Source organism: Pseudoduganella sp. SL102, from assembly GCF_027856995.1.
Lineage (GTDB): Bacteria > Pseudomonadota > Gammaproteobacteria > Burkholderiales > Burkholderiaceae_D > Rugamonas > Rugamonas albidiflava.
In genome coordinates this window covers 3,134,618-3,153,355 of the sequence record NZ_CP115554.1, presented here as the reverse complement: position 1 = coordinate 3,153,355, position 18,738 = coordinate 3,134,618, and the positions used below count along the sequence as shown (strand labels likewise).

Sequence of the window (18,738 nt, the reverse complement as noted above, 5' to 3'; positions counted from 1 at the left end):
GCATAGTAGCGGAAAGGAGCCCACCCATGAACGCACGAACCGACCTGTCCAGCCTTGCCCTCCCCGAGGTGTACTTTGCCACGCTGCCCTCCGGCACCCGGGTGCCCTACGTGGCCAGCGGCTATGGCGAACCGCTGCTGTTCATCCACGGCTCGCTGTGCGATTACCGCTACTGGGGCAGCCAGGCCAGCGCGCTGTCGAAACAGTTCTTCTGCATGTCGGTCAGCCTGAGCCACTACTGGCCGGACGACCAGGACCGCATGCCGGGCGAGTTCGGCTGGCGCACCCATGTCGAGGAACTGGCCGACTTCATCGCCATGATGCAAGTGGGGCCGGTGCACCTGGTGGGCCATTCGCGCGGCGGCTGCGTGGCCTTCCACCTGGCGCGTGAATATCCGCACCTGGTGAAGACGCTGACGCTGGCCGACCCGGGTGGCCCCTTGCAGGTTGCCGGCATGGCCGAAGCGCAATTGCCGGCGGCGACCGTGGCCCTGCGCGCCCGGGCAGCCGCGCTGATCGAGGAAGGCGACGTCGACGCCGGGCTCGAACTGTTCGTCGATTCGGTCAGCATGCCGGGGGCCTGGGGCAAGAGCCCCGCGGGCTTTCGCCGCATGGCGATCGACAACGCTGCCACCCTGCCCAAGCAGTTCCGCGATCCGCTGCCGGCCTACACGCAGGCGGACACCGCCGGCCTGCGCTGCAAGCTGCTTCTCGTCGAAGGAGAGCGCAGCCCCCGCATGTATCGCGACAACGCCGCGCAACTGCTGGCGTGGCATGCGGGCGCGGAAAAGCGCACCATCGCCGGGGCGTCGCACGGCATGAACGTCTCGCATCCGGCGGCGTTCAACCGGGTCATCGAAGGTTTTGTCCGGGCGGCGGCGGTTTGATGCGCTGAACCGGCGGGCAGGCTGGGGCGGCAAGTGCCTGCGACCGGCCGTCGCCACCGTCCCGGGTGTCGCAAAGATGGTCATCCAGTGCGCGGCAAACATGGCAGAATGGTAGCCTTTCCAACCATGTAGCCGACCGGTCCGCCAACCGCTGCCCCGCCCCCGCACGCGGACCCGACCGGCCGACGGCAACCGGGCGGCGCACGCCGATGCTGAAGATGATCGACAAGACTGGGAACGAGAATGTTGGGAACGGCAATGCCGGGAACGACAATGCCGGGAACGATACTGCGCACCTTGCCGGGGGCGGCGAAGGAATCGGGGAAGGCTTCGGCGAGTCCCCTGGGCTGGCCTACCTGCCGCCGCCCTGTCCTGCCGACGAGGCCGAACGGCTGATCGCCCTGGGCGCCACGTAGCTGCTCGACTCCGAGCCCGAGGAATTGTTCGACCGGCTGACCCGTGTCGCCTGCGCCTCGCTGTCGGTGCCCGTCAGCCTGATCTCGCTGGTCGACGACGAGCGGCAGTGGTTCAAGTCGAGCTGCGGCCTCGATGCCCGCGAAACGCCGCGCGACGTGTCGTTCTGCGGCCACGCGATCCTCGCCGACCAGCCCTTCATCGTGGAAGACGCCACCCGCGATGGCCGGTTTGCCGGCAATCCCCTCGTCACGGGCGCCCCTGGCATCCGCTTCTATGCGGGCATCCCCATTCATTCGGCCGGCAGGCGGATCGGCACCCTGTGCGTGATCGATACGGTGCCGCGCAGTCCCGCGCCGCAGGAAATCGTGCTGCTGCAGGCATTGGCCCGCACCATCGAAGACTTGCTGTACTTCCGGCAGACGGCGCTGGAATCGCTGGCACTGGTGGACGCCTGGACCACGCAGCAACAAGGCCCGGACCCGCACTTGCGGGTCCATTCGCTGAAGAACCAGGTGCTGCGCGACCCGCTGACAGGCCTGCCCAACCGTTTCGCGATCGACCGCAAGATCGAGGAAATGCTGGCGCTCGCGCCACGGCGCAGCGGCACGGCGCTGCTGGCGCTCATCGACATCGACAACCTGGCCGGCATCAACGAACGGCTGGGCCACCGGATCGGCGACCGCCTGATCGCCGTGGTGGCGGAGCGGCTCAAGGAGCTCGCCGGCGCACGCGATACCTGTGCCCGGATCGGCGGCGGCATGTTCGCGCTGCTGGTACAAGGCGACACGACACTGGCCGCGGCAACCGGCCGCCTCGGCGCCGTGCACGAAGCGCTGAACCAGCTGGTCCTCAGCGACGACCTGGTCATCCACTGCAGCCTGACCACCGGGTACGCGCCGCTGCGCGACAGCTGGGCCGATGCCGGGGCGTGGCTGAATACCGCACATGAAGCGGTCCGGCAAGCCAAGGCCCTGGGCCACGGACTGATGAGCGCTTTCAACCAGGCCCTGTACCGGCTCAATCATCGCTCCCTCGAACACGACTTGCGGGGTGCGGTGGCGGGTGGCCAGCTGTTCCTGCTTTACCAGGAAAAACGCAACGTCGAGAGCGGCCGGATGGCCGGCGTGGAGGCCCTGATCCGCTGGCAGCACCCGGCACTGGGCCTGATTTCGCCGGCCGACTTCATTCCCGTCGCCGAGGAAAGCGCCCTGATCGTGGACATCGGGCGATGGACGCTGGGCGAAGCATGCCGGCAGCTGCGCGCCTGGGCCGATGCGGGCGGCATGCCGTTGCCCGTCGCCGTGAACCTGTCGCCGCGCCAGTTCCTGCATGGCGACATCGCCGGTTCGGTGCGCGAAGCCCTGGCCGCCCATCGCCTGCCCGGGCACCTGCTGGAACTGGAACTGACGGAATCGGTGGCGGTGCACGACGTCGACCGCGCGATCAGCATCATGTACCAGCTGAAGGAACTGGGCGTCACACTCAGCCTCGACGATTTCGGCACCGGGTTTTCCAGCCTGTCATACCTGATGCGACTGCCTGTCGACAAGCTGAAGATCGACCGCTCCTTCATCGGCGGCCTGCAGGAAAGCGCGCGCTCGCGCGCCATCGTCAAGGGCGTCATCGATATCAGCCGTGGCCTGGGCATCCACGTCATCGCCGAGGGCGTGGAAAACGGCGCCCAGGCATCCCCGCTCAGGGAACTCGGCTGCGTGGAAATGCAGGGCTACTACTTCGGGCGTCCCGTGCCGCCCGCACAGGTGGAGCAGTACCGGGCGGCCGGCGCGGGCGAACAGTTGGCGGGCGCGGCCCCGGCAGGCGGCGGCGCCAGGGCGCAATAGGCGGCGTGCGGCGCCATGGGCGCGGCGGGTCGCGGTCAGGCTTCACGTCACAGCACGAGGATCCCCTGCAGCGACGAGATGCGCGCCGGGTCCGACCACGTGTCCAGCAGTGTTCCATCGGCGCCGAAGGACAGCAGCTGGCGGCCCTTGTGGCCGTTGTCCGGGCCATGCCCCTGCCAGTTGGCGACGATGACGCGGCCGTCGTCCAGCACCTGGAACGTCGCATAGAAATGCGGCGCCACGTCGTCCGGGACCTGCCCTGCCCTGCCGAAGGTATGCACCAGCGCGCCCTCCTCGTCGAAGCGGGCCATGAACCCGCCATAGCCGGCCGACACCAGCGTGCCGCCGCAGGGCAGCCGCTCGGCCTTCCAGGCGTGCTCGAAGCCCGGCGCCGCCAGCTTGCGCACGGGCCGCAACCGCGCATCCGTCTCGAGGATATGGTCGTTGGTGCACAGCAGGTAGCCGTCCCCGGCGGGCCGCATCAGGCGAACGTAGTCGCCGTCGCGGCGCACCGCGGCGACCTGCCGCAAGTCCGCATCCAGGGTCAGCACGTGGATGCCGTCGACGCCGCCGTCCAGGTTCATGCCGGTCACCAGCGTGCGGCCGTCGGGCAGGCGGCGCGCGGCGGTCACGCCGGTCCAGCGGTCGCAGGCGCGCAGCACGGCTCCGGTGGCGATGTCGAGTTCGACGAAGCCGCGCTCGAAGCCCACCAGCGTGCGGTCGCGGCCGATGCGCTGCAGGTCGCGCGCCAGCGGAAAGTCGGCCAGGTCGCACTGCCAGCCGGCGCGCGCATCGCCCGTATCGACCAGGTGCAGCCGCTGGCGGCCTTCGTCGATCGCCAGCAGGGTCAGCGCGGGCATGATGCGGCCTCCCGCGGGCCGAGGCCGATGTTCGCCTCGCTGGCCGCGTCGAACACGTGCACGCGGGCCGTGTCCAGGTACAGCGTCAGCGCCTGTTCCGGCGCCAGCCTCGCGTGGCCGACGAGCCGCGCCACCACGGTCCCGCCGCCCACACGCAAGGTGACGATGGTCTCGGCGCCGAGCGGTTCCACCACGTCCACCACGGCGGCCAGCGGTGCGCCGGCCGCCGGGTCGAGCGACAGGATTTCCGGGCGCAGGCCCAGTTTCACGGCGCGGCCCCCGGTCATCGCCAGGCCGGCCGCCACGCGGTCCGCCATCGCCGCCGGCAGGCGCAAGGCGTAGCCGTCGCCGACCACGCAGCCATCGCGCAATTCCCCGTCAAGGAAACTCATCGCCGGCGAGCCGATGAAGCCGCCGACGAACACGTTGACGGGCCGCTCGTACAGCTCCATCGGGCTGGCCACCTGCTGGATCTCGCCGCCCTTCATGACGACGATGCGGTCGCCCATCGTCATTGCCTCCACCTGGTCGTGCGTGACATAGACCGTGGTCACGCCAAGCTGGCGGTGCAGCTTCAGGATCGAGGCGCGCATCTCCACGCGCAGCTTGGCGTCGAGGTTGGACAAGGGCTCGTCCATCAGGAACGCCTGCGGCTTGCGCACGATGGCACGGCCCAGCGCCACCCGCTGCCGCTGGCCGCCGGACAGTTCCTTCGGCCGGCGTTCCAGCAGGTGATCGAGCTGCAGCATGCGCGCCGCCTCGTCCACCCGCTGCGTGGCCGCCGCCTTCGGCACGCCGTCCAGCTTCAGCGCGAAACCCATGTTCTGCCGCACCGTCATGTGCGGATACAGCGCGTAGCTCTGGAAGACCATGGCGATATCGCGCTCCTTCGGCTGCAGGTCGTTGACGACCGTGCCGCCGATGCGCAGCGTGCCGTCGGAGATGTCTTCCAGGCCGGCGATCATGCGCAGCGTGGTCGACTTGCCGCAGCCGGACGGGCCGACGAAGACGACGAATTCGCCATCGCCGATATCGAGGCTGAAATCGCGCACGGCGTGGAAACCGTTGTCGTAGAACTTGCGCACCTGTTGTAACGAGATCGCCGCCATGGTGGTTTACCCCCTCAGAATGTTAACGTTAACTATTGTTCCGTGTATATTAGCCCTTGTGTCTTGGCAGTGCAATGCTTCAAGCACTCCCTGGCCGACGAAAACTGATAACGTTATCTATTCCTCCCTGGCGCTAGCTTGCAGCCTGCCGCCAGCGCATCGACAATGGAGACCTATGCCGATCCGCCCTGCCCCGCGCACCCGCCACCGTGCAATACCCATCCTGTATGCCGCCTTGCTGGCGTGCGCCCCCCAGGCCGTCCTGGCCATGGAGGCCAGTGAGTTCGACCAGTTGCGGACCAGGTGGCATGCGCGCCTGACCGGCGGCGAAGCCATCGACACACGCGATCCGGACATCGCCCGGGCCGTCGCGACCCTGGCCGCCAACGCGCGGCGCCACTGGGATGCGATGGACAAGCGCCCGGAACGCGGCGCGCTGTGGCCGGACCTGGCCGCGCCGGAGAATTCGGCCAATATCACGAACAGCTACGTTCGCCTGCAGGCGATGGCGCTGGCCTGGTCCACCGCCGGCTCGCCATTGCGGGGCGATGCGGCGCTGGCGGCCGATATCGTGGCGGGTCTCGACTGGCTGCACGCGCACCGCTACAACGCCACCGTCACCTGGTACGGCAACTGGTGGGACTGGCATATCGGCACGCCGCTGGCGCTGGTCAACACGATGACGCTGATGCATGAGCGGCTAAGCGCGGCCCAGCGCGCCGCGTGGCTGGCCGCCATCGACCGCTTTGTGCCCGACCCGGCGGTGCGGCTGAAACCTGACGGCACCGTGCTGGCCGCCGAGACGGGCGCCAACCTGCTCGACAAGTCGCTTGCCGTGATCCTGCGCGGCGTGCTGGGCCAGTCGGCGGCGAAGATCGCGCAGGGCCGCGCCGCCATCGGCCCCGCGCTGCTGTACGTGACGCAGGGTGACGGCTTCTACCGCGACGGTTCCTTCATCCAGCACGACTACGTGCCCTACACGGGCGCGTACGGCCCCGCCGTGATCGACGACATGTCCCGCCTGCTGTTCCTGCTGGAAGGTTCGCGGTGGGCCTTGACGGATCCGAACGTGGCCAACGTATTCGACTGGGCTACTACCGCCTATGCTCCATTTATCCACGACGGCGCGATGATGGACGCGGTGCGGGGGCGCGCCATCGCGCGCCACAATTCGACCGACCACACGGCCGGGCGCAGCACCATCGCGGCACTGGTGCGGCTGGCGCGGGCCGGCAGCACGGCGTATCCGCGGCAAAGCGCCGCCATCGCGGCCGCCGCCAAGGGCTGGATCGCGCGCGACACGACCTTCGGCGGCAGCTATGCCGCGCCGCTTGCCACCGCAAAAACGGGAACCGATGCCTTCGTCCCGGCACCGCTGCCGGTCGACGACATCGCCGCGATCAAGGCGCTGATGGCCGATTCGCGCGTGGCCGCCGCGGCCGAGCCGGGAGGCGTGCGCGTCTTCGCATCGATGGACCGCGTGGTCCAGCGCGGCCCCGGCTTCGCCGCCAGCCTGGCGCTGTTCTCGGACCGGATCTCGGCCTTCGAATACGGCAACGGCGAGAACCTGGCCGGCTGGTGGACCGGCATGGGCATGCTCGCGCTGTACGACGCCGACCAGGCCCGCTACCTGGGCGGCTACTGGCCTACCATCGACAAGCGGCGGTTGCCCGGCACGACCACGGACCGTTCCGGCAGGGGCGTGCCGGTGGACTGGAAAAAATATCCCAACACGGGCGGCTGGGCCGGCGGCGCCACGCTGGCCGGCAAGTACGGCGTGGCCGGCATGGCGTTCGCGACGGCGGGCGTGACCGGGAGCACGCTCACGGGGCGCAAGTCCTGGTTCCTGTTCGGCGACCGGATCGTGGCCGTCGGCAGCGGGATCGCCAGCAGGGATGGCGTGCCGGTCGAGACGATCGTCGAGAACCGCAAGCTTGCTGCGCACGGCGGCAACGTGCTGACCGTCGACGGCGCCGTGCAGCGCCCGGTGTCCGGCAGCGTCGCAAGCCTGCGCGCCGTGCGGTGGGCCCACCTGGCTGGCAACGTGCCGGGTTCCGACGTGGCGTGGTATTTCCCCGACAAGCCTGCGCTGGACAGCCTGCGCGAGACACGCAGCGCGACATGGCGCACGATGTCTGCCAGTGGTGGCACGAACGTGGTGACGAACCATTTCCACAGCCTGGCCCTGCCGCATGGCAGCAATCCGCGCGACGCCGGCTATGCGTATGTGATCCTGCCCGGCCGCAGCGCGGCGCAGGCGGCCGCCTATGCGGCCGCGCCCACCGTCACGGTACTGGAGCGCTCGGCCGCGGTCGCCGCCGTGCGCGACACGGCGCTCGGCCTGGTCGGCGCGACCTTCTGGGCGGACGGCGCCGCGGTCGTGAAGATGAACGACGCGCCCTACCTGGCCAGCGACCGCAAGGCGGCCGTCATCGTGCGGGAAGATGACGGCTTGCTGCATGTGGCCGTGGCCGATCCCACCCAGGCCGGCACGGCGCCGGTCACGATCGATATCGCGCGCGCGGCCGGCGAGATCGTGGCGACCTCGCCCGGCATCGCGATCCTGCAACTGCGGCCGGCGATCCGCCTGGCGGTCGACGTGACCGGCGCGGCGGGCCGCTCGTTCAGCGCCAGCTTCCGGCTGGCGCCTGCCGAGGTCCGCTAGGGAACAGCTGATCAATTCATGGCGGCGATCTTAGCCCTGAGAAAACGCCCCTAGCTGCGCCACAAATGCCCCGCGATACCCTAATGCCGCTAAGTTAAGCACTACCCGATACGTTGAAAGCGCATCCATTCACCCCAACAGCGAAGGGCTGGGGTCAGACCCGGCGGGTCTGACCCCGGAATTTGCACTTGGGGTGGGCTTATCCAAGCGGCATTGCCGTCATGCCCGGTATGACGGGACATTTGCGTCTTGCTGGACACGTTTTTCGAGACTAATCTCATCCATCAGCGATGAATCAGCGCTTCCTCAGCGCGCCAACGGCCAGCCCAGCACGGCGTCGCCACCGCGCACGCCGTGCAGCTCGAACACGATCAGCTCGTTCTCGCCTTGCCGCAACAGCGGCGCCGGTACGTACAGCGCCTGCTGCGGTCCCCTCTCCCAGTAACGGCCCAGGTTGAAGCCGTTCACCCAGGCCACGCCCTTGCTCCAGCCGGGCAGCGACAGGAAGCTGTCGCCCGGCGCCGCCACGTCGAACACGGCGCGGTGGAATGCCGGGCCGGCCGTCGCGGCGGCGCCGAATTCCAGCCGCGACAGGTCGGCCAGCGGCAGCGGGAACATGGTCCAGTGATACAGCTTGTTGATGCCCAGCCGCACCCAGCCCAGCAGGCCCTTGCGGTCCTGCAGGTCCGGCCCGTAGTTCACCCGCCCCATGTTCTCGACCAGCAGGTCCAGCGTCACCGGGCCGGCGGGCAGGTCGATCTCGAGCTTGCCGCCGCCATCGCGCGCCAGGACGCCCGCCTCGACGCCGTTGACGAACACCTGGGCGCGGTCGTGCACGCATTCGACGGACAAGGTGACCTTGCCCGGCGGATGCTCGACCGTGGTGCGATACAGCAGGAAGCCATAGTCCTGCCCCAGGCTTTCCATGGCGCGCGGCACGATATCGCGGTGCGCCGTCGCCAGCACGGGCAGCGCATCGGCCAGCGCGGCCGATCCGGCAAAGCGCGCCGCGGTTGGCGCCAGGATCGGCGCGGGTGCAGGCAGCGACAGCGGCGGCAGGTCGACATATTTCGCGATCACCTCGCGGAAGGCGTAAAACTTGGCGGTCGGCTCGCCCGCCTCGCTCAGCGGCGCGTCGTAGTCATAGCTGTTGACGGTGGGCTGGTAGGCGCGCGTGTCGAGATCGGTGTTGGCGCCGTTCATGAAGCCAAAATTGGTCCCGCCATGGAACATGTAGACATTGACGGATGCGCCGCTGGCCAGGATCTCGTCGAGCGCCTGTGCCGCATCGGCCGCGTCGCGCGTATGGTGCGGCTCGCCCCAGTGATCGAACCAGCCGTTCCAGAACTCCATGCACATCAGCGGGCCGTCCGGCTGGTACTCACGCAGCTTGGCGAACTCGCCGGCCGCGCGCGAGCCGAAATTCGCCGTCCTGTACACGGCGGGGAGCGTGCCGTGGGTCAGCATGTGGTCGGTGGCACCGTCGGACGTGAACAGCAGCGTTTCAACGCCCAGTTCCACCATCAGCGCGCGCACCCATTCCACATACCGGCTGTCGCTGCCGTAGCTGCCGTATTCATTTTCCACCTGCATGGCGAGGATCGGCCCGCCGTGCCCGACCTGCAGCGGCAGCAGTTGCGGCAGCAGCGCCGCGTAGAAACGCCGCACCGCGTCCAGGTAGGGCGGATAGCAGCAGCGCACTTCCATGGCCGGATCGGCCAGCAGCCAGGCCGGCAGGCCGCCGAACTCCCATTCGGCGCAGATGTAGGGTCCGGGCCGCACGATCACGTACAGGCCCAGTTCCTGCGCCAGCCGCACGAACACGGCGAGATCGAGCCCGCCGTCGAAGCGGAACTCGCCGGGCCGCGGCTCGTGCAGGTTCCAGGCCACGTAGGTTTCCACGGTGTTCAGGCCCATGGCGCGCAGTTTCAGCAGCCGGTCGCGCCACTGGCCGGGCACCACGCGGAAGTAATGCAGCGCGCCGGACAGCACGCGCAGCGGTGCGCCGTCGAGCAGGAAACGGTCGCCGGAGATCGTGAAGGAAGGAGAGTTTTGCATGGTGGATGAACAAGGATGCGAACGAAAAAAAAGGGAACGCAGGCCGGAAGCCGCGTCCCTTCGAAAGAGCCATCCGCCTCAGGGGGAGCCGGTGCGGATGACCCACGGACCAATCAAAAATTCAGGTCGAGCCGGGCGCCGACGTAGCGGGTGTAATCGCGCGGCGGCAGCCACGAGGTGGTGCTGACCACGGCGACCGGGTTCGGTGCCTTCGCGCTCCACGTGCCGGTGGCCACCGAGTTGCCCAGGCCGATCGCGTACGTCTTGTCGAACAGGTTGTTGACGAAGAACGAGAGCTTGTAGCGGTCGCGCTTGTCCTTCATGCCGAAGCCCAGGTTGGCCACGCCGTAGCCGCCCTGCACCGTCACCGGGTCCTGGTTCAGCGCAAACTGGGTGCGGCTTTGCCAGCGCCAGGCGCCCGTGACGAACAGGTCGAAGCCGGCGGCCTGCAGCGGCACGTCGTACTGGCCGCCCAGGTTGACCTTGATCTTCGGCGCGTTCGGCAGCGTGGCCCCCTTCAGGTTCTGCACATTGGCGTTTGCGTATTTCGGGTTCGGCGCGCAATTGCCGCCCACGATGGCCGCCGTGCCGGCCGCGTTGAGCACCCAGTGGCACGGGCCGTTCTCGAATTCCGTGATGGTGGCCTGGGTCCAGGCGAAGCTGGCGTTCAGCAGCAGCGCGCGGCTGGCGCGCAGCGTGCCATCCACTTCGAGGCCGCGCGTGCGCAGGCCGCCGATGCTGTGCAGCGTGGTCCGGAAGACATTGTCGTCGTCGACGAAACCGGCCGCCTGCTGGAAGCCGCGGAAGTTCGTGTTGAACAGGGCGATGTCGAGCGTGGCGCGGTTGTCCAGCAGCGCGGTCTTCAGGCCCAGTTCGAAGTTCTTCGCCTTTTCCGGATCGACCGGCTGCTTGCGCGCCACGGCGGCGTTGAAGCCGCTGGTGAGATCGTAGGCGACACCCTTGTAGCCGGTGGAGAATGTCGCGTAGGCCATCGTGTCGCGGCTCACATGGTGTTCCAGGCCCACCTTGCCGGTGACGGCGTTGTCGGAGTGGTCGTCCGTATAGAACTCGGTCGGCACGCGCGCGGCGGGCGGCGGCGTGTAGCGGGTGAAGCCGTAGCCCGAATCCTCGCGGTTCAGGCGCAGCCCCGCGATCAGGCTGGTCTTCGCCGCGAACGCATAGCTGGCCTGGCCGAACAGTGCGTAGTTGGTGTTCCAGGCCTGCGCCTCGTAGGCGGTGACGTAGCTGCTCACCGGCGCCCGCACCAGCAGGCGGTTGAGCATGTTGCGGCCATACCAGAATCCGGTCACGTAGCGGAACTTGCCGGTATCGGGGGACGTGAGGCGCACTTCCTGCGTGATCGATTTCACGTCGAACGTGCCGAAGCTGTACAGGCCACCGGAGAGGCCGGTGGGCCGGCCATTGACGGGCAGGTAGCGCAGGATGTCGCTGCTGGTGCCGTCGCCGTCCTGGAAATCGTCCATGTGGTAATTGCCGAATGACGTGATGGAGGTCAGGTTATGGCCGGCCAGCACGGAGTCGTCGCCGAACTGCCAGTTCAGGCGCAGGCCGGCACCGGCATCGCGGAACTTGCCGCCGGCCGGGTAATCGTTGCTGACGGCCGTGTTGCCGGGGCCGATCGGAATGCCGGCATTCAGTTCGGTGGCCGGCAACTGGGGCACGTTCTGGTAGTAGCCGCCCGGCGTGATCGACGTGTACGGATTCACGCAGCCGTTGCGGTTGGTGCGGTTGTAATGCGGCGAGAACACGGCCTGGAACTGGTCGGATGGGTTCCATTCGAACTTGCCCATGATGGTTTCGCCGCGGCTGCCATTGAGCTTCGAACCGTCGTACAGGTTGTCGACGACGCCGCCGAAACCGGTCTTGCTGACGGTGACGCGGCCGCGCAGGGTGTCGGTCAGCGGGCCGGACACGCTGGCACTGGCGCGCCACTCCTTGTCGTCCGTCAGCAGGAAGCTGGTGCTGGCCTTGCGCGTGCCGGCGATCGGCTTGGTGGTGATGTTCAGCGCGCCGGCAATGGAAGACTTGCCGAACAGCGTGCTTTGCGGGCCCTTCAGCACTTCCACGCGGAAGATGTCCGTCATGTCCTTGAAGGCGCCGGCCTGCAGGCCCATCGGGATGTCGTCGACGATCACGGCGACGTCGGACTCGGTGCCGATGCCCAGCGAGAAGGTGCCGATGCCGCGCATGTTGATGCTGTTGTTGCCGGGTTGCGAGCCATAGGAAATCGTCAGCGCCGGCGACAGCGACGGCAGGTCGTCGATGTCGCGCACGTTGGCGCGCTGCAGCGTGGCGTCGTTGATCACCGAGATGGCCGCCGGTACGTCTTGCAGGTTCTGTGCCCGCTTGTTGGCGGTGACCACCACCTGTTCGAGCTTGCCGCTGTCGGCCTGCTGGGCCTGGGCCGGCACGGCGCCCAGCATCGCCAGGGCGATGGCCGCGGTCAGGGGCCGCAGCGGCGGCAGGCTGATGGAAGTGCTGAAGTGCGCAATCATGTTTCTCTCCTGATGAGAACTGCTGTGTTATTGACTACCCGGTTTTAAGCCGATCCTTGGATGCCGATTTTTTTCTGGCCGATTTTGCGTGCCGTCGTTGTCTGTCTCCTCCGCCTCCCCGCTACCAGTAGCTGGTCCAGCCGCGCGTGACCCGCGCCAGCGCTTCCAGGTAGAAGAAGTCGCCCCACAGGCTGGCTTCGTCGATGCCCTGCCCGTGCGGCTTGCTGTACACGCCATGCAGCAGCAGCGCGTCGCTGTCCGGCTGGCGCGCGGCGCAGCGCCGCGCCAGGCTGCCCAGCAGGTGCAGCGCCGCGGCGCGGTAGCGTGCGTGGAGTGCGCCCTCCGGCAACAGCGCGCACACTTCCAGCAGCCCGCATGCCGCGATGGCGGAGGCCGAGCTGTCCCACGGCTCGCCGCTGCCGTCGCCGTAGGCCAGGTCCCAGTAGGCGATGCCGTGTTCCGGCAGCCGGGCCAGGAAGTAGTCGGCCTGGGCACAGGCGATGTCGAGCAGGCCCAGCTCCGGCGCGTGGCGGTGGTTCAGCGCGAAGCCGTAGATCCCCCAGGCCTGGCCGCGCGCCCAGCACGAATCGTCCGACGCGCCCTGCGCCGTGCTGCCGCCCAGCGCGTCGCCGGTCACCGGATCGAAGTGGTAGGTGTGGAAGCTGGAGTGATCCGGGCGCACCAGGTACTTGCGCGACTGGCGCAGGTGCGACAGCGCGGCCTGGCGATAGCGCCCGTCGCCGCTCTGCGCGCTGGCCCAGTGCAGCAGGGGCAGGTTCATCAGGCAGTCGATGATGATCCGGCCCCGCTGTGCCGGGTCGTCCAGGTCGCCCCACGCCTGGATGATGCCGGCGCCCGGCAGGTAGCGCCGCATCAGCCGGTCGGCCGCCTGGAGCGCCATCCGGTGCGGCGCCGTCTCGCCGGTGATGCGCCACGCGGCCACCGCGGAAGGCATGTACAGGAAGCCCAGGTCGTGATGGTCGACTTGGATATCCTGCTCCAGGCGCCAGGCGAAACTGGGCAGCTGGCTGGCCGCGGCCTGGCGGAACGCCATGGCGCCCGTCAGTTCATAGGCCATCCACAGCATGCCGGTCCAGAAGCCGCTGGTCCAGCCGGCATTCACGCCGGCGGGATGGTCTTCGTAGCGGCGCAGCGTGTAGTGGTTGGCGGTGGTGGTGTCGTCGGGGAAGCGTTCCGTGAAGCGCCGCAGGTTGGCCGCCAGCTGGCCCAGGGCCAGGTCCAGCGCGCCTTCCAGCACGTCGTCGCCGGTCGGCGGGGAAGAATGCATGGGTACAGTCATGTCGTTGGTCATTGGATTTCAGCGGCAGGTACGCCACTGTTAACGTTCACATTTCTGGCCGCGCGTTGGTATGCGGCGGCTCCGGCCCACAGGTGGTGAGTAAGTGGTGGCATGTCGTTCTCGTCCGTTCTGGTCAGCGTTGGGCCGGAGCGGGTCCGGCGGGAGATTTCGACTGGTAGCGGTCGTAGGCCTTCTGCATGTAGGCGGTGGCGCGCCGCACGCCGGCCTGGTCGAGCTTCTTCAGGTACAGGTCGAAGTTTTCCATCGGCTCGCGGCCGGTGATGAAGCGTGTCGTCATCTCGGCGATATACAGCTTCAGGTCGCTCATGATGGCGTTGAACTTGCGCGAGTCGGCCGGATCGACTTCCAGCGCGGGCAGCAGCAGGTCCGGCGCGGCGCTGGCCCAGATCGACACGGCTTCGCGCTGTTCCGGCATCGTGTAGAACTGCTGCAGGTAGTTCGCCTCCTGCACCAGCGGCGCGCTCTGCACGCGGGCATGCACGTAGATCGCCTCGGCCACCGACAGCTTCGGATGGCGCATCACCTGCGCCGTATAGCGCGGCAGGCCGTCCACCATCGTGTAGCTGAGCCCTTCCCGGCCATAGGACAGCACGCGGCCGCCCGCCTTCGAATAGCCGTAGTCGAGGTAGCGGATGGTTTCCACCACGTGCCGGTTCTGGCTGCTGACCGCCGCGCCCAGGCCGGAGTAGACCTGCCCCGCCTCGGGCCACGTCAGGTAGTGCTTTCCACCGCTGCCCGGGCCGCTCGGATACGGCACCGCTACCAGGCGAAAACCGGGGAAGCGCTGGCGGTTCATGCTGGTGAAGCGGGCCAGCCCGCCACCATTGAAGCCGGCGTAGGCACCCACCAGGTTGTTGGTCATGCGCGCATCGAACTGGCGCTCGGTCTGGGACACGTAGTCCGGGTCGATCAACCCTTCGGCATACCAGCGGCGCATGGTGACCAGGAAGTCGCGGTACGCCGGCTCGGCGGGGCTGTAGCGCACCTGGCCATCCTTGTGGAAGAACTCCGGGGCCAGCCCGAAGCCGCCGAGGAAGACCCACATCGGCGCCGGCAGGCCGGGCACGGCGCGGTCGCCGTTGATCGTCATCACGGAAAACGGGATCTCGTCGGCCTTGCCGTTGCCGTTCGGATCGCGCGTGCGGAACGCCTTCAGCACGCGGTACCAGTCGTCGATGCTGCGCGGCGCTTCCAGGCCCAGCTTGTGCAGCCAGTCCGCGCGGATCTGCGGCCCCCGCACATTGCGCACTTCCGGGTCGAGGCGCAGCATGGGAAACGCGTAGATGCGGCCATCGGCCGTCGACACTTGCCGGAACACTTCGGGATTGGCATCGAGCAGCGCCTGGAAGTTCGGCGCATGGCGGCGGATCAGGTCATTCAGGGGGATGATGACGCCGTCGCGCAGCGCCTTCTCGGAGCCGCCCGGATAGCCGAACCAGTCGGCCTCGATGACGTCCGGGTACTTGCCCGACACGGCCAGCAGGTTGAAGCGCTCCTTTTCCGCGCCGAGCGGCGGATGGTCGAAGCGCACGTGGATCCCGGTGCGCTCGGCCAGCACCTGGTAGGCGGTCTGCTCGGCATAGCTGTTCATCGATACCGCGGCCTTGGCGTTGAAGTTGACGAACCACGTCAGCGTGAGCGGCTTGTCGACGATCGGCAGCGCAGGCGCCGCGGGGGCCGCGAGGGCTGGCAGCGGCAGCGCCAGCGCGGCCACGAAGAGTTTAGATAACGTTAACATTCGCGGAGCCGAAAAAAACATCGTCATTCCTTGATCCCTCCCACCAGCACGCCCTTGGCGAAGAAGCGCTGCAGGAACGGGTACACGGCCAGTACCGGCAGCGTGGCCACGATCACGGTGGCGTACTTGATCGTGGTGCTGAGCGCTTCGCGCCCCGCCGCCTCGCCGGTCATCATCGAATCGGTGCTGCTGGAAACGAGGATCTCGCGCAGCACCAGCTGCAGCGGGAACAGTTCGCGGTCGGACAGGTAGATCATCGAGTAGAAGTAGCCGTTCCAGTGTGCCACCGCGTAGAACATCGCCACCACCGCCAGCGTGGGCATGCACAGCGGTATGTAGACCTGCGCAAGGATGGTGAAGTCGCCGGCGCCGTCGATGCGGGCCGCTTCCTCGTAATCCTTGGGTACCGCGTTGAAGGCCGAGCGCAGGATGATCAGGTTCCACGCGCTGACGGCGAACGGCAGGATCACGGCCCAGCGGCTGTCCAGCAGGCCCAGGTCACGCACCAGCAGGTAGTTCGGCACCAGCCCGCCCGTGAAGAACATCGTGAAGATGATCATCAGCATGACCGGCTTTTCCAGCATCAGCCGGCGCCGCGACAGCGCATACGCGCCGCAGCAGGTCAGCACGAGGTTCAGCGCCGTGCCGCCCACCACGATGACGAGGGTGTTGACGAAGCCGCTGCGCACCATCGGGTTTTGCCAGACCCGCTCGAAGGCCTCGAAGGACAGGCCCTGCGGCAGCAGCATCAGGCCCCGGTGCGTGGCCAGCGCCAGCGGATCGCTGAGCGAGGCGATCAGCACGTAGTAGAACGGGTAGAACGTTATGAAGCACAGCAGCGACAGCACGGTGATGTTCAGCGTGTCGAAGATGGCGCCGCCCCAGCCCTGGCGGGGCCGGAACGTGCGCAGGCTGGTGCCCGGGCGCGGCAGTACGGGGGTATCGGGCATGGCACGGGTTTGCATGGTTTCTCCTACCAGATGCTGTTGCCGGTCAGCTTGCGGCTGAGGCGGTTGGCGGCGACGAGCAGCAGCAGCGCCACCGCGGAGTTGCACAGGCCGACGGCGGCCGCGTAGCTGTAGTTCGCATCCAGGATGCCGTGGCGGTAGACGTAGGTGGAAATCACGTCCGCCGTTTCATAGGTGCCCGGGTTGTACAGCAGGATCACCTTTTCGAAGCCGACCGTCATCAGTTGCCCCAGCCGCAGCACCAGCAGCGTGCTGACGATGGGCAGCAGGCCGGGCAGCGTGACGTGCACCATGCGCTGCCAGCGGTTGGCGCCGTCGATCCGCGCCGCCTCGTACAGCGACGGATTGATGGCCGACAGCGTGGCCAGGTAGATGATCGAGCCCCACCCCACGCTTTGCCAGATCTCCGAGCCGACGAACAGCGTGCGGAACCACGACGGGTCGTTGATCAGCGGGTCCGGCGTGCCGCCCAGCGCCACCGCGACCTGGGTCAGGATGCCGTCGCGGGCGGCGAAGTCGAGCAGCATGCCCGCCACCACCACCACGGAGATGAAGTGCGGCAGGTAGGTGATGGTCTGCACGAAGCGCCGGAAGCGCTCGCTGGTCAGCTCGTTCAGCAGCAGGGCCAGGATGATCGGCGCGGGGAAGCCGAACAGCACGTCGTAGATGTTGAGCAGCAGCGTGTTGGCGATCAGCCGCTCGACGAACAGGCCGTTGAAGAACTGGCGGAACCAGTCGAGGCCCACCCACTCGCTGCCGGCGATGCCGGCGGCCGGGTTGAAGTCCTTGAACGCGATCAGCGTGCCATACATCGGCACGTAGTGGAACACGGCAAAGTACGCGACCACCGGCAGCAGCAGCAGGTAGGCGACACGGTTGCGCGCCAGGTCGCGGCCGAGGCGCGACAGGTAGCCGGCCGGCGCGCGGGTGGATGGCGTGGTCATCGCTCAGGCCTTCTTCGGGGCGCGCTTGCCGGCCGTGCCAGCAGCGACGGGAGTCTTTGCCGTCGTTGCCGTCGTTGTCGTTGTCGTCGTTGTCGTTGCTGCGGCGGTGCGGGATGCGGACTTCGACGCGCCGGCGCGGCGTGGGGCCGGATTGGCACCGGCGCGTCCAGGCGCAGGATTGGAACCGGCGCGTCCAGGCGCAGGATTGGAACCGGCGCGTCCAGGCGCAGGATTGGAACCGGCGCGTCCAGGCGCCTTGGCGGTGGAATCGCGCAGCACCAGTTCGGAAGGAAACTCCACGCGCTGCCGTTCGCCGCCGGCCCCGGTGATCCGCACCAGCAGTTCGCGCACCGCCGCCTCGCTGATGGCGGCCAGCGGCTGGCGCACCGTCGTCAGCGCCGGGTGCACGTGGGCGGCCGCGGGGATATCGTCGAAGCCGACCACGGAAACGTCCTGCGGCATCTGCAGGCCGCAGGCGCGCACGGCGTCGATCGCACCGAACGCCATTTCATCGTTGGCCGCGAAGATCGCCGTCGGCGCATCCTCGGCAGTCAGCAGCGCGCTGGCCGCTTCGTACCCGGAACGCCGGCCGAAGTCCCCTGCCGCGATCAGCTTCGGATCGACCTCGACGCCGGCACCGCGCAAGGCCGATTCGTAACCATCCTGGCGTTCCTGGCTCTGGCCGGTGAACGCGGAACCGGCGATGAAGCCGATGCGGCGATGGCCCAGCTGCAGCAGGTGGCGCGTGGCCGCGGCCGCCGCGTCGCTGTTGCCGCCACGGACCACCGGCAGATCCGTCGGACGCCAGTAGTTCACCAGCACCACTGGCAGGCCGCGCTGCTCCAGCTGGCGCAGGTGCATGTCGCTGATGCGGGGCAGGATCAGGAGCAGCCCGTCGCACAGTCCCTGCAGCATGCTGCCCAGGCCGCGGCTGGGCGCGTTGTCGCTGTCGCCGATCGAGTTGTAGATCACCAGGTCCATCTCGAGCTTGCGCACCGCGCTGCTGACGGCGCCGATGATCTCGTTGATCACCGCCGACTGCAGGTCGTTGACGAGGATGCCGATCACGTTGGTGCGGCTGCCCTTCATCATCTTGGCCGACAGGTTGGGCGAGTAGCCCAGCTCGGCGGCGATCCTGCGCACCTTCTCGCGCGTTTTCGCGGCGACCGAGCCTTCGTCGTTCAGGGCGCGGGAGACGGTCATCACGGAGACGCCGGCTTGCTCGGCGATGGTGATCAATGTTACGGGAGGTGTTTTCATGCGCTCTTGCATCTTCATTCAGGTTGATAACGTTAACGTTATCATTTCTTGTCGTGCTTAGAAAGTTCTTTTTGCAACGGCTTCGGTAAAACTACCGGCGCGGCGTCCGGCCTGCCCTTCCACGCCGCATTCCACGGCCCGCCAGTCCGGACGA

The 18,738-nt window shown here is 67.9% G+C and carries 13 protein-coding genes; 4 read left to right on the top strand and 9 right to left on the bottom strand.

Annotation, left to right across the window (positions count from 1 at the left end; genetic code table 11):
- Nucleotides 1-26: 26 nt before the first annotated feature.
- The 3 genes from OU994_RS13455 to OU994_RS13445 all read left to right on the top strand — a co-directional run bounded on the left by OU994_RS13455 (nt 27) and on the right by OU994_RS13445 (nt 3,145).
- The gene (locus OU994_RS13455) at nt 27-887 is read left to right on the top strand and encodes an alpha/beta fold hydrolase (protein ID WP_281611158.1); all 861 of its coding nucleotides are present in this window, start codon (nt 27-29) and stop codon (nt 885-887) included.
- A gap of 209 nt (nt 888-1,096) precedes the next feature.
- Nucleotides 1,097-1,303, top strand: coding sequence for a hypothetical protein (locus OU994_RS13450; RefSeq protein WP_281611157.1), 207 nt, complete (start codon nt 1,097-1,099; stop codon nt 1,301-1,303).
- A gap of 24 nt (nt 1,304-1,327) precedes the next feature.
- Nucleotides 1,328-3,145, top strand: a complete 1,818-nt coding sequence (locus OU994_RS13445) for a bifunctional diguanylate cyclase/phosphodiesterase (RefSeq protein ID WP_281611156.1) — start codon at nt 1,328-1,330, stop codon at nt 3,143-3,145.
- Between the two features lie 47 nt (nt 3,146-3,192).
- Here OU994_RS13445 and OU994_RS13440 read toward each other — a convergent pair whose 3' ends face one another.
- Together OU994_RS13440 and OU994_RS13435 are read right to left on the bottom strand one after the other, a co-directional pair.
- Nucleotides 3,193-4,005 (bottom strand): hypothetical protein, encoded by an 813-nt coding sequence (locus tag OU994_RS13440; RefSeq protein WP_281611155.1) that lies wholly within the window; start codon nt 4,003-4,005, stop codon nt 3,193-3,195.
- Nucleotides 3,993-5,114: an ABC transporter ATP-binding protein gene (locus OU994_RS13435; protein WP_281611154.1), complete on the bottom strand. Its 1,122-nt coding sequence runs from the start codon at nt 5,112-5,114 to the stop codon at nt 3,993-3,995. The genes OU994_RS13440 and OU994_RS13435 overlap by 13 nt, the downstream gene beginning before the upstream one ends.
- A gap of 175 nt (nt 5,115-5,289) precedes the next feature.
- Here OU994_RS13435 and OU994_RS13430 point away from each other — a divergent pair, with 175 nt between their 5' ends.
- Nucleotides 5,290-7,779 (top strand): polysaccharide lyase 8 family protein, encoded by a 2,490-nt coding sequence (locus tag OU994_RS13430; RefSeq protein ID WP_281611153.1) that lies wholly within the window; start codon nt 5,290-5,292, stop codon nt 7,777-7,779.
- Between the two features lie 306 nt (nt 7,780-8,085).
- Here the strand turns inward: OU994_RS13430 and OU994_RS13425 are convergent, their stop codons facing one another.
- From OU994_RS13425 to OU994_RS13395, 7 genes are all read right to left on the bottom strand, one after another.
- Nucleotides 8,086-9,837: a beta-galactosidase family protein gene (locus OU994_RS13425; RefSeq protein WP_281611152.1), complete on the bottom strand. Its 1,752-nt coding sequence runs from the start codon at nt 9,835-9,837 to the stop codon at nt 8,086-8,088.
- A gap of 113 nt (nt 9,838-9,950) precedes the next feature.
- Nucleotides 9,951-12,353, bottom strand: a complete 2,403-nt coding sequence (locus tag OU994_RS13420) for a TonB-dependent receptor (protein WP_281611151.1) — start codon at nt 12,351-12,353, stop codon at nt 9,951-9,953.
- 121 nt (nt 12,354-12,474) lie between these two features.
- On the bottom strand, nt 12,475-13,641 hold the full coding sequence (locus OU994_RS13415) for a glycoside hydrolase family 88 protein (RefSeq protein WP_281611150.1): 1,167 nt from the start codon (nt 13,639-13,641) through the stop codon (nt 12,475-12,477).
- Between the two features lie 145 nt (nt 13,642-13,786).
- Entirely contained in the window at nt 13,787-15,412 is a 1,626-nt protein-coding gene (locus OU994_RS13410) for an extracellular solute-binding protein (protein ID WP_281611149.1), read from the bottom strand.
- A 23-nt stretch (nt 15,413-15,435) separates the two neighbouring features.
- Nucleotides 15,436-16,377, bottom strand: a complete 942-nt coding sequence (locus OU994_RS13405) for a carbohydrate ABC transporter permease (RefSeq protein ID WP_281611148.1) — start codon at nt 16,375-16,377, stop codon at nt 15,436-15,438.
- An 8-nt stretch (nt 16,378-16,385) separates the two neighbouring features.
- Entirely contained in the window at nt 16,386-17,324 is a 939-nt protein-coding gene (locus OU994_RS13400) for a sugar ABC transporter permease (RefSeq protein WP_281611147.1), read from the bottom strand.
- Nucleotides 17,325-17,327: 3 nt separating this feature from the next.
- The gene (locus tag OU994_RS13395; RefSeq protein WP_281611146.1) at nt 17,328-18,584 is read right to left on the bottom strand and encodes a LacI family DNA-binding transcriptional regulator; all 1,257 of its coding nucleotides are present in this window, start codon (nt 18,582-18,584) and stop codon (nt 17,328-17,330) included.
- Between the last annotated feature and the right edge of the window lie 154 nt (nt 18,585-18,738).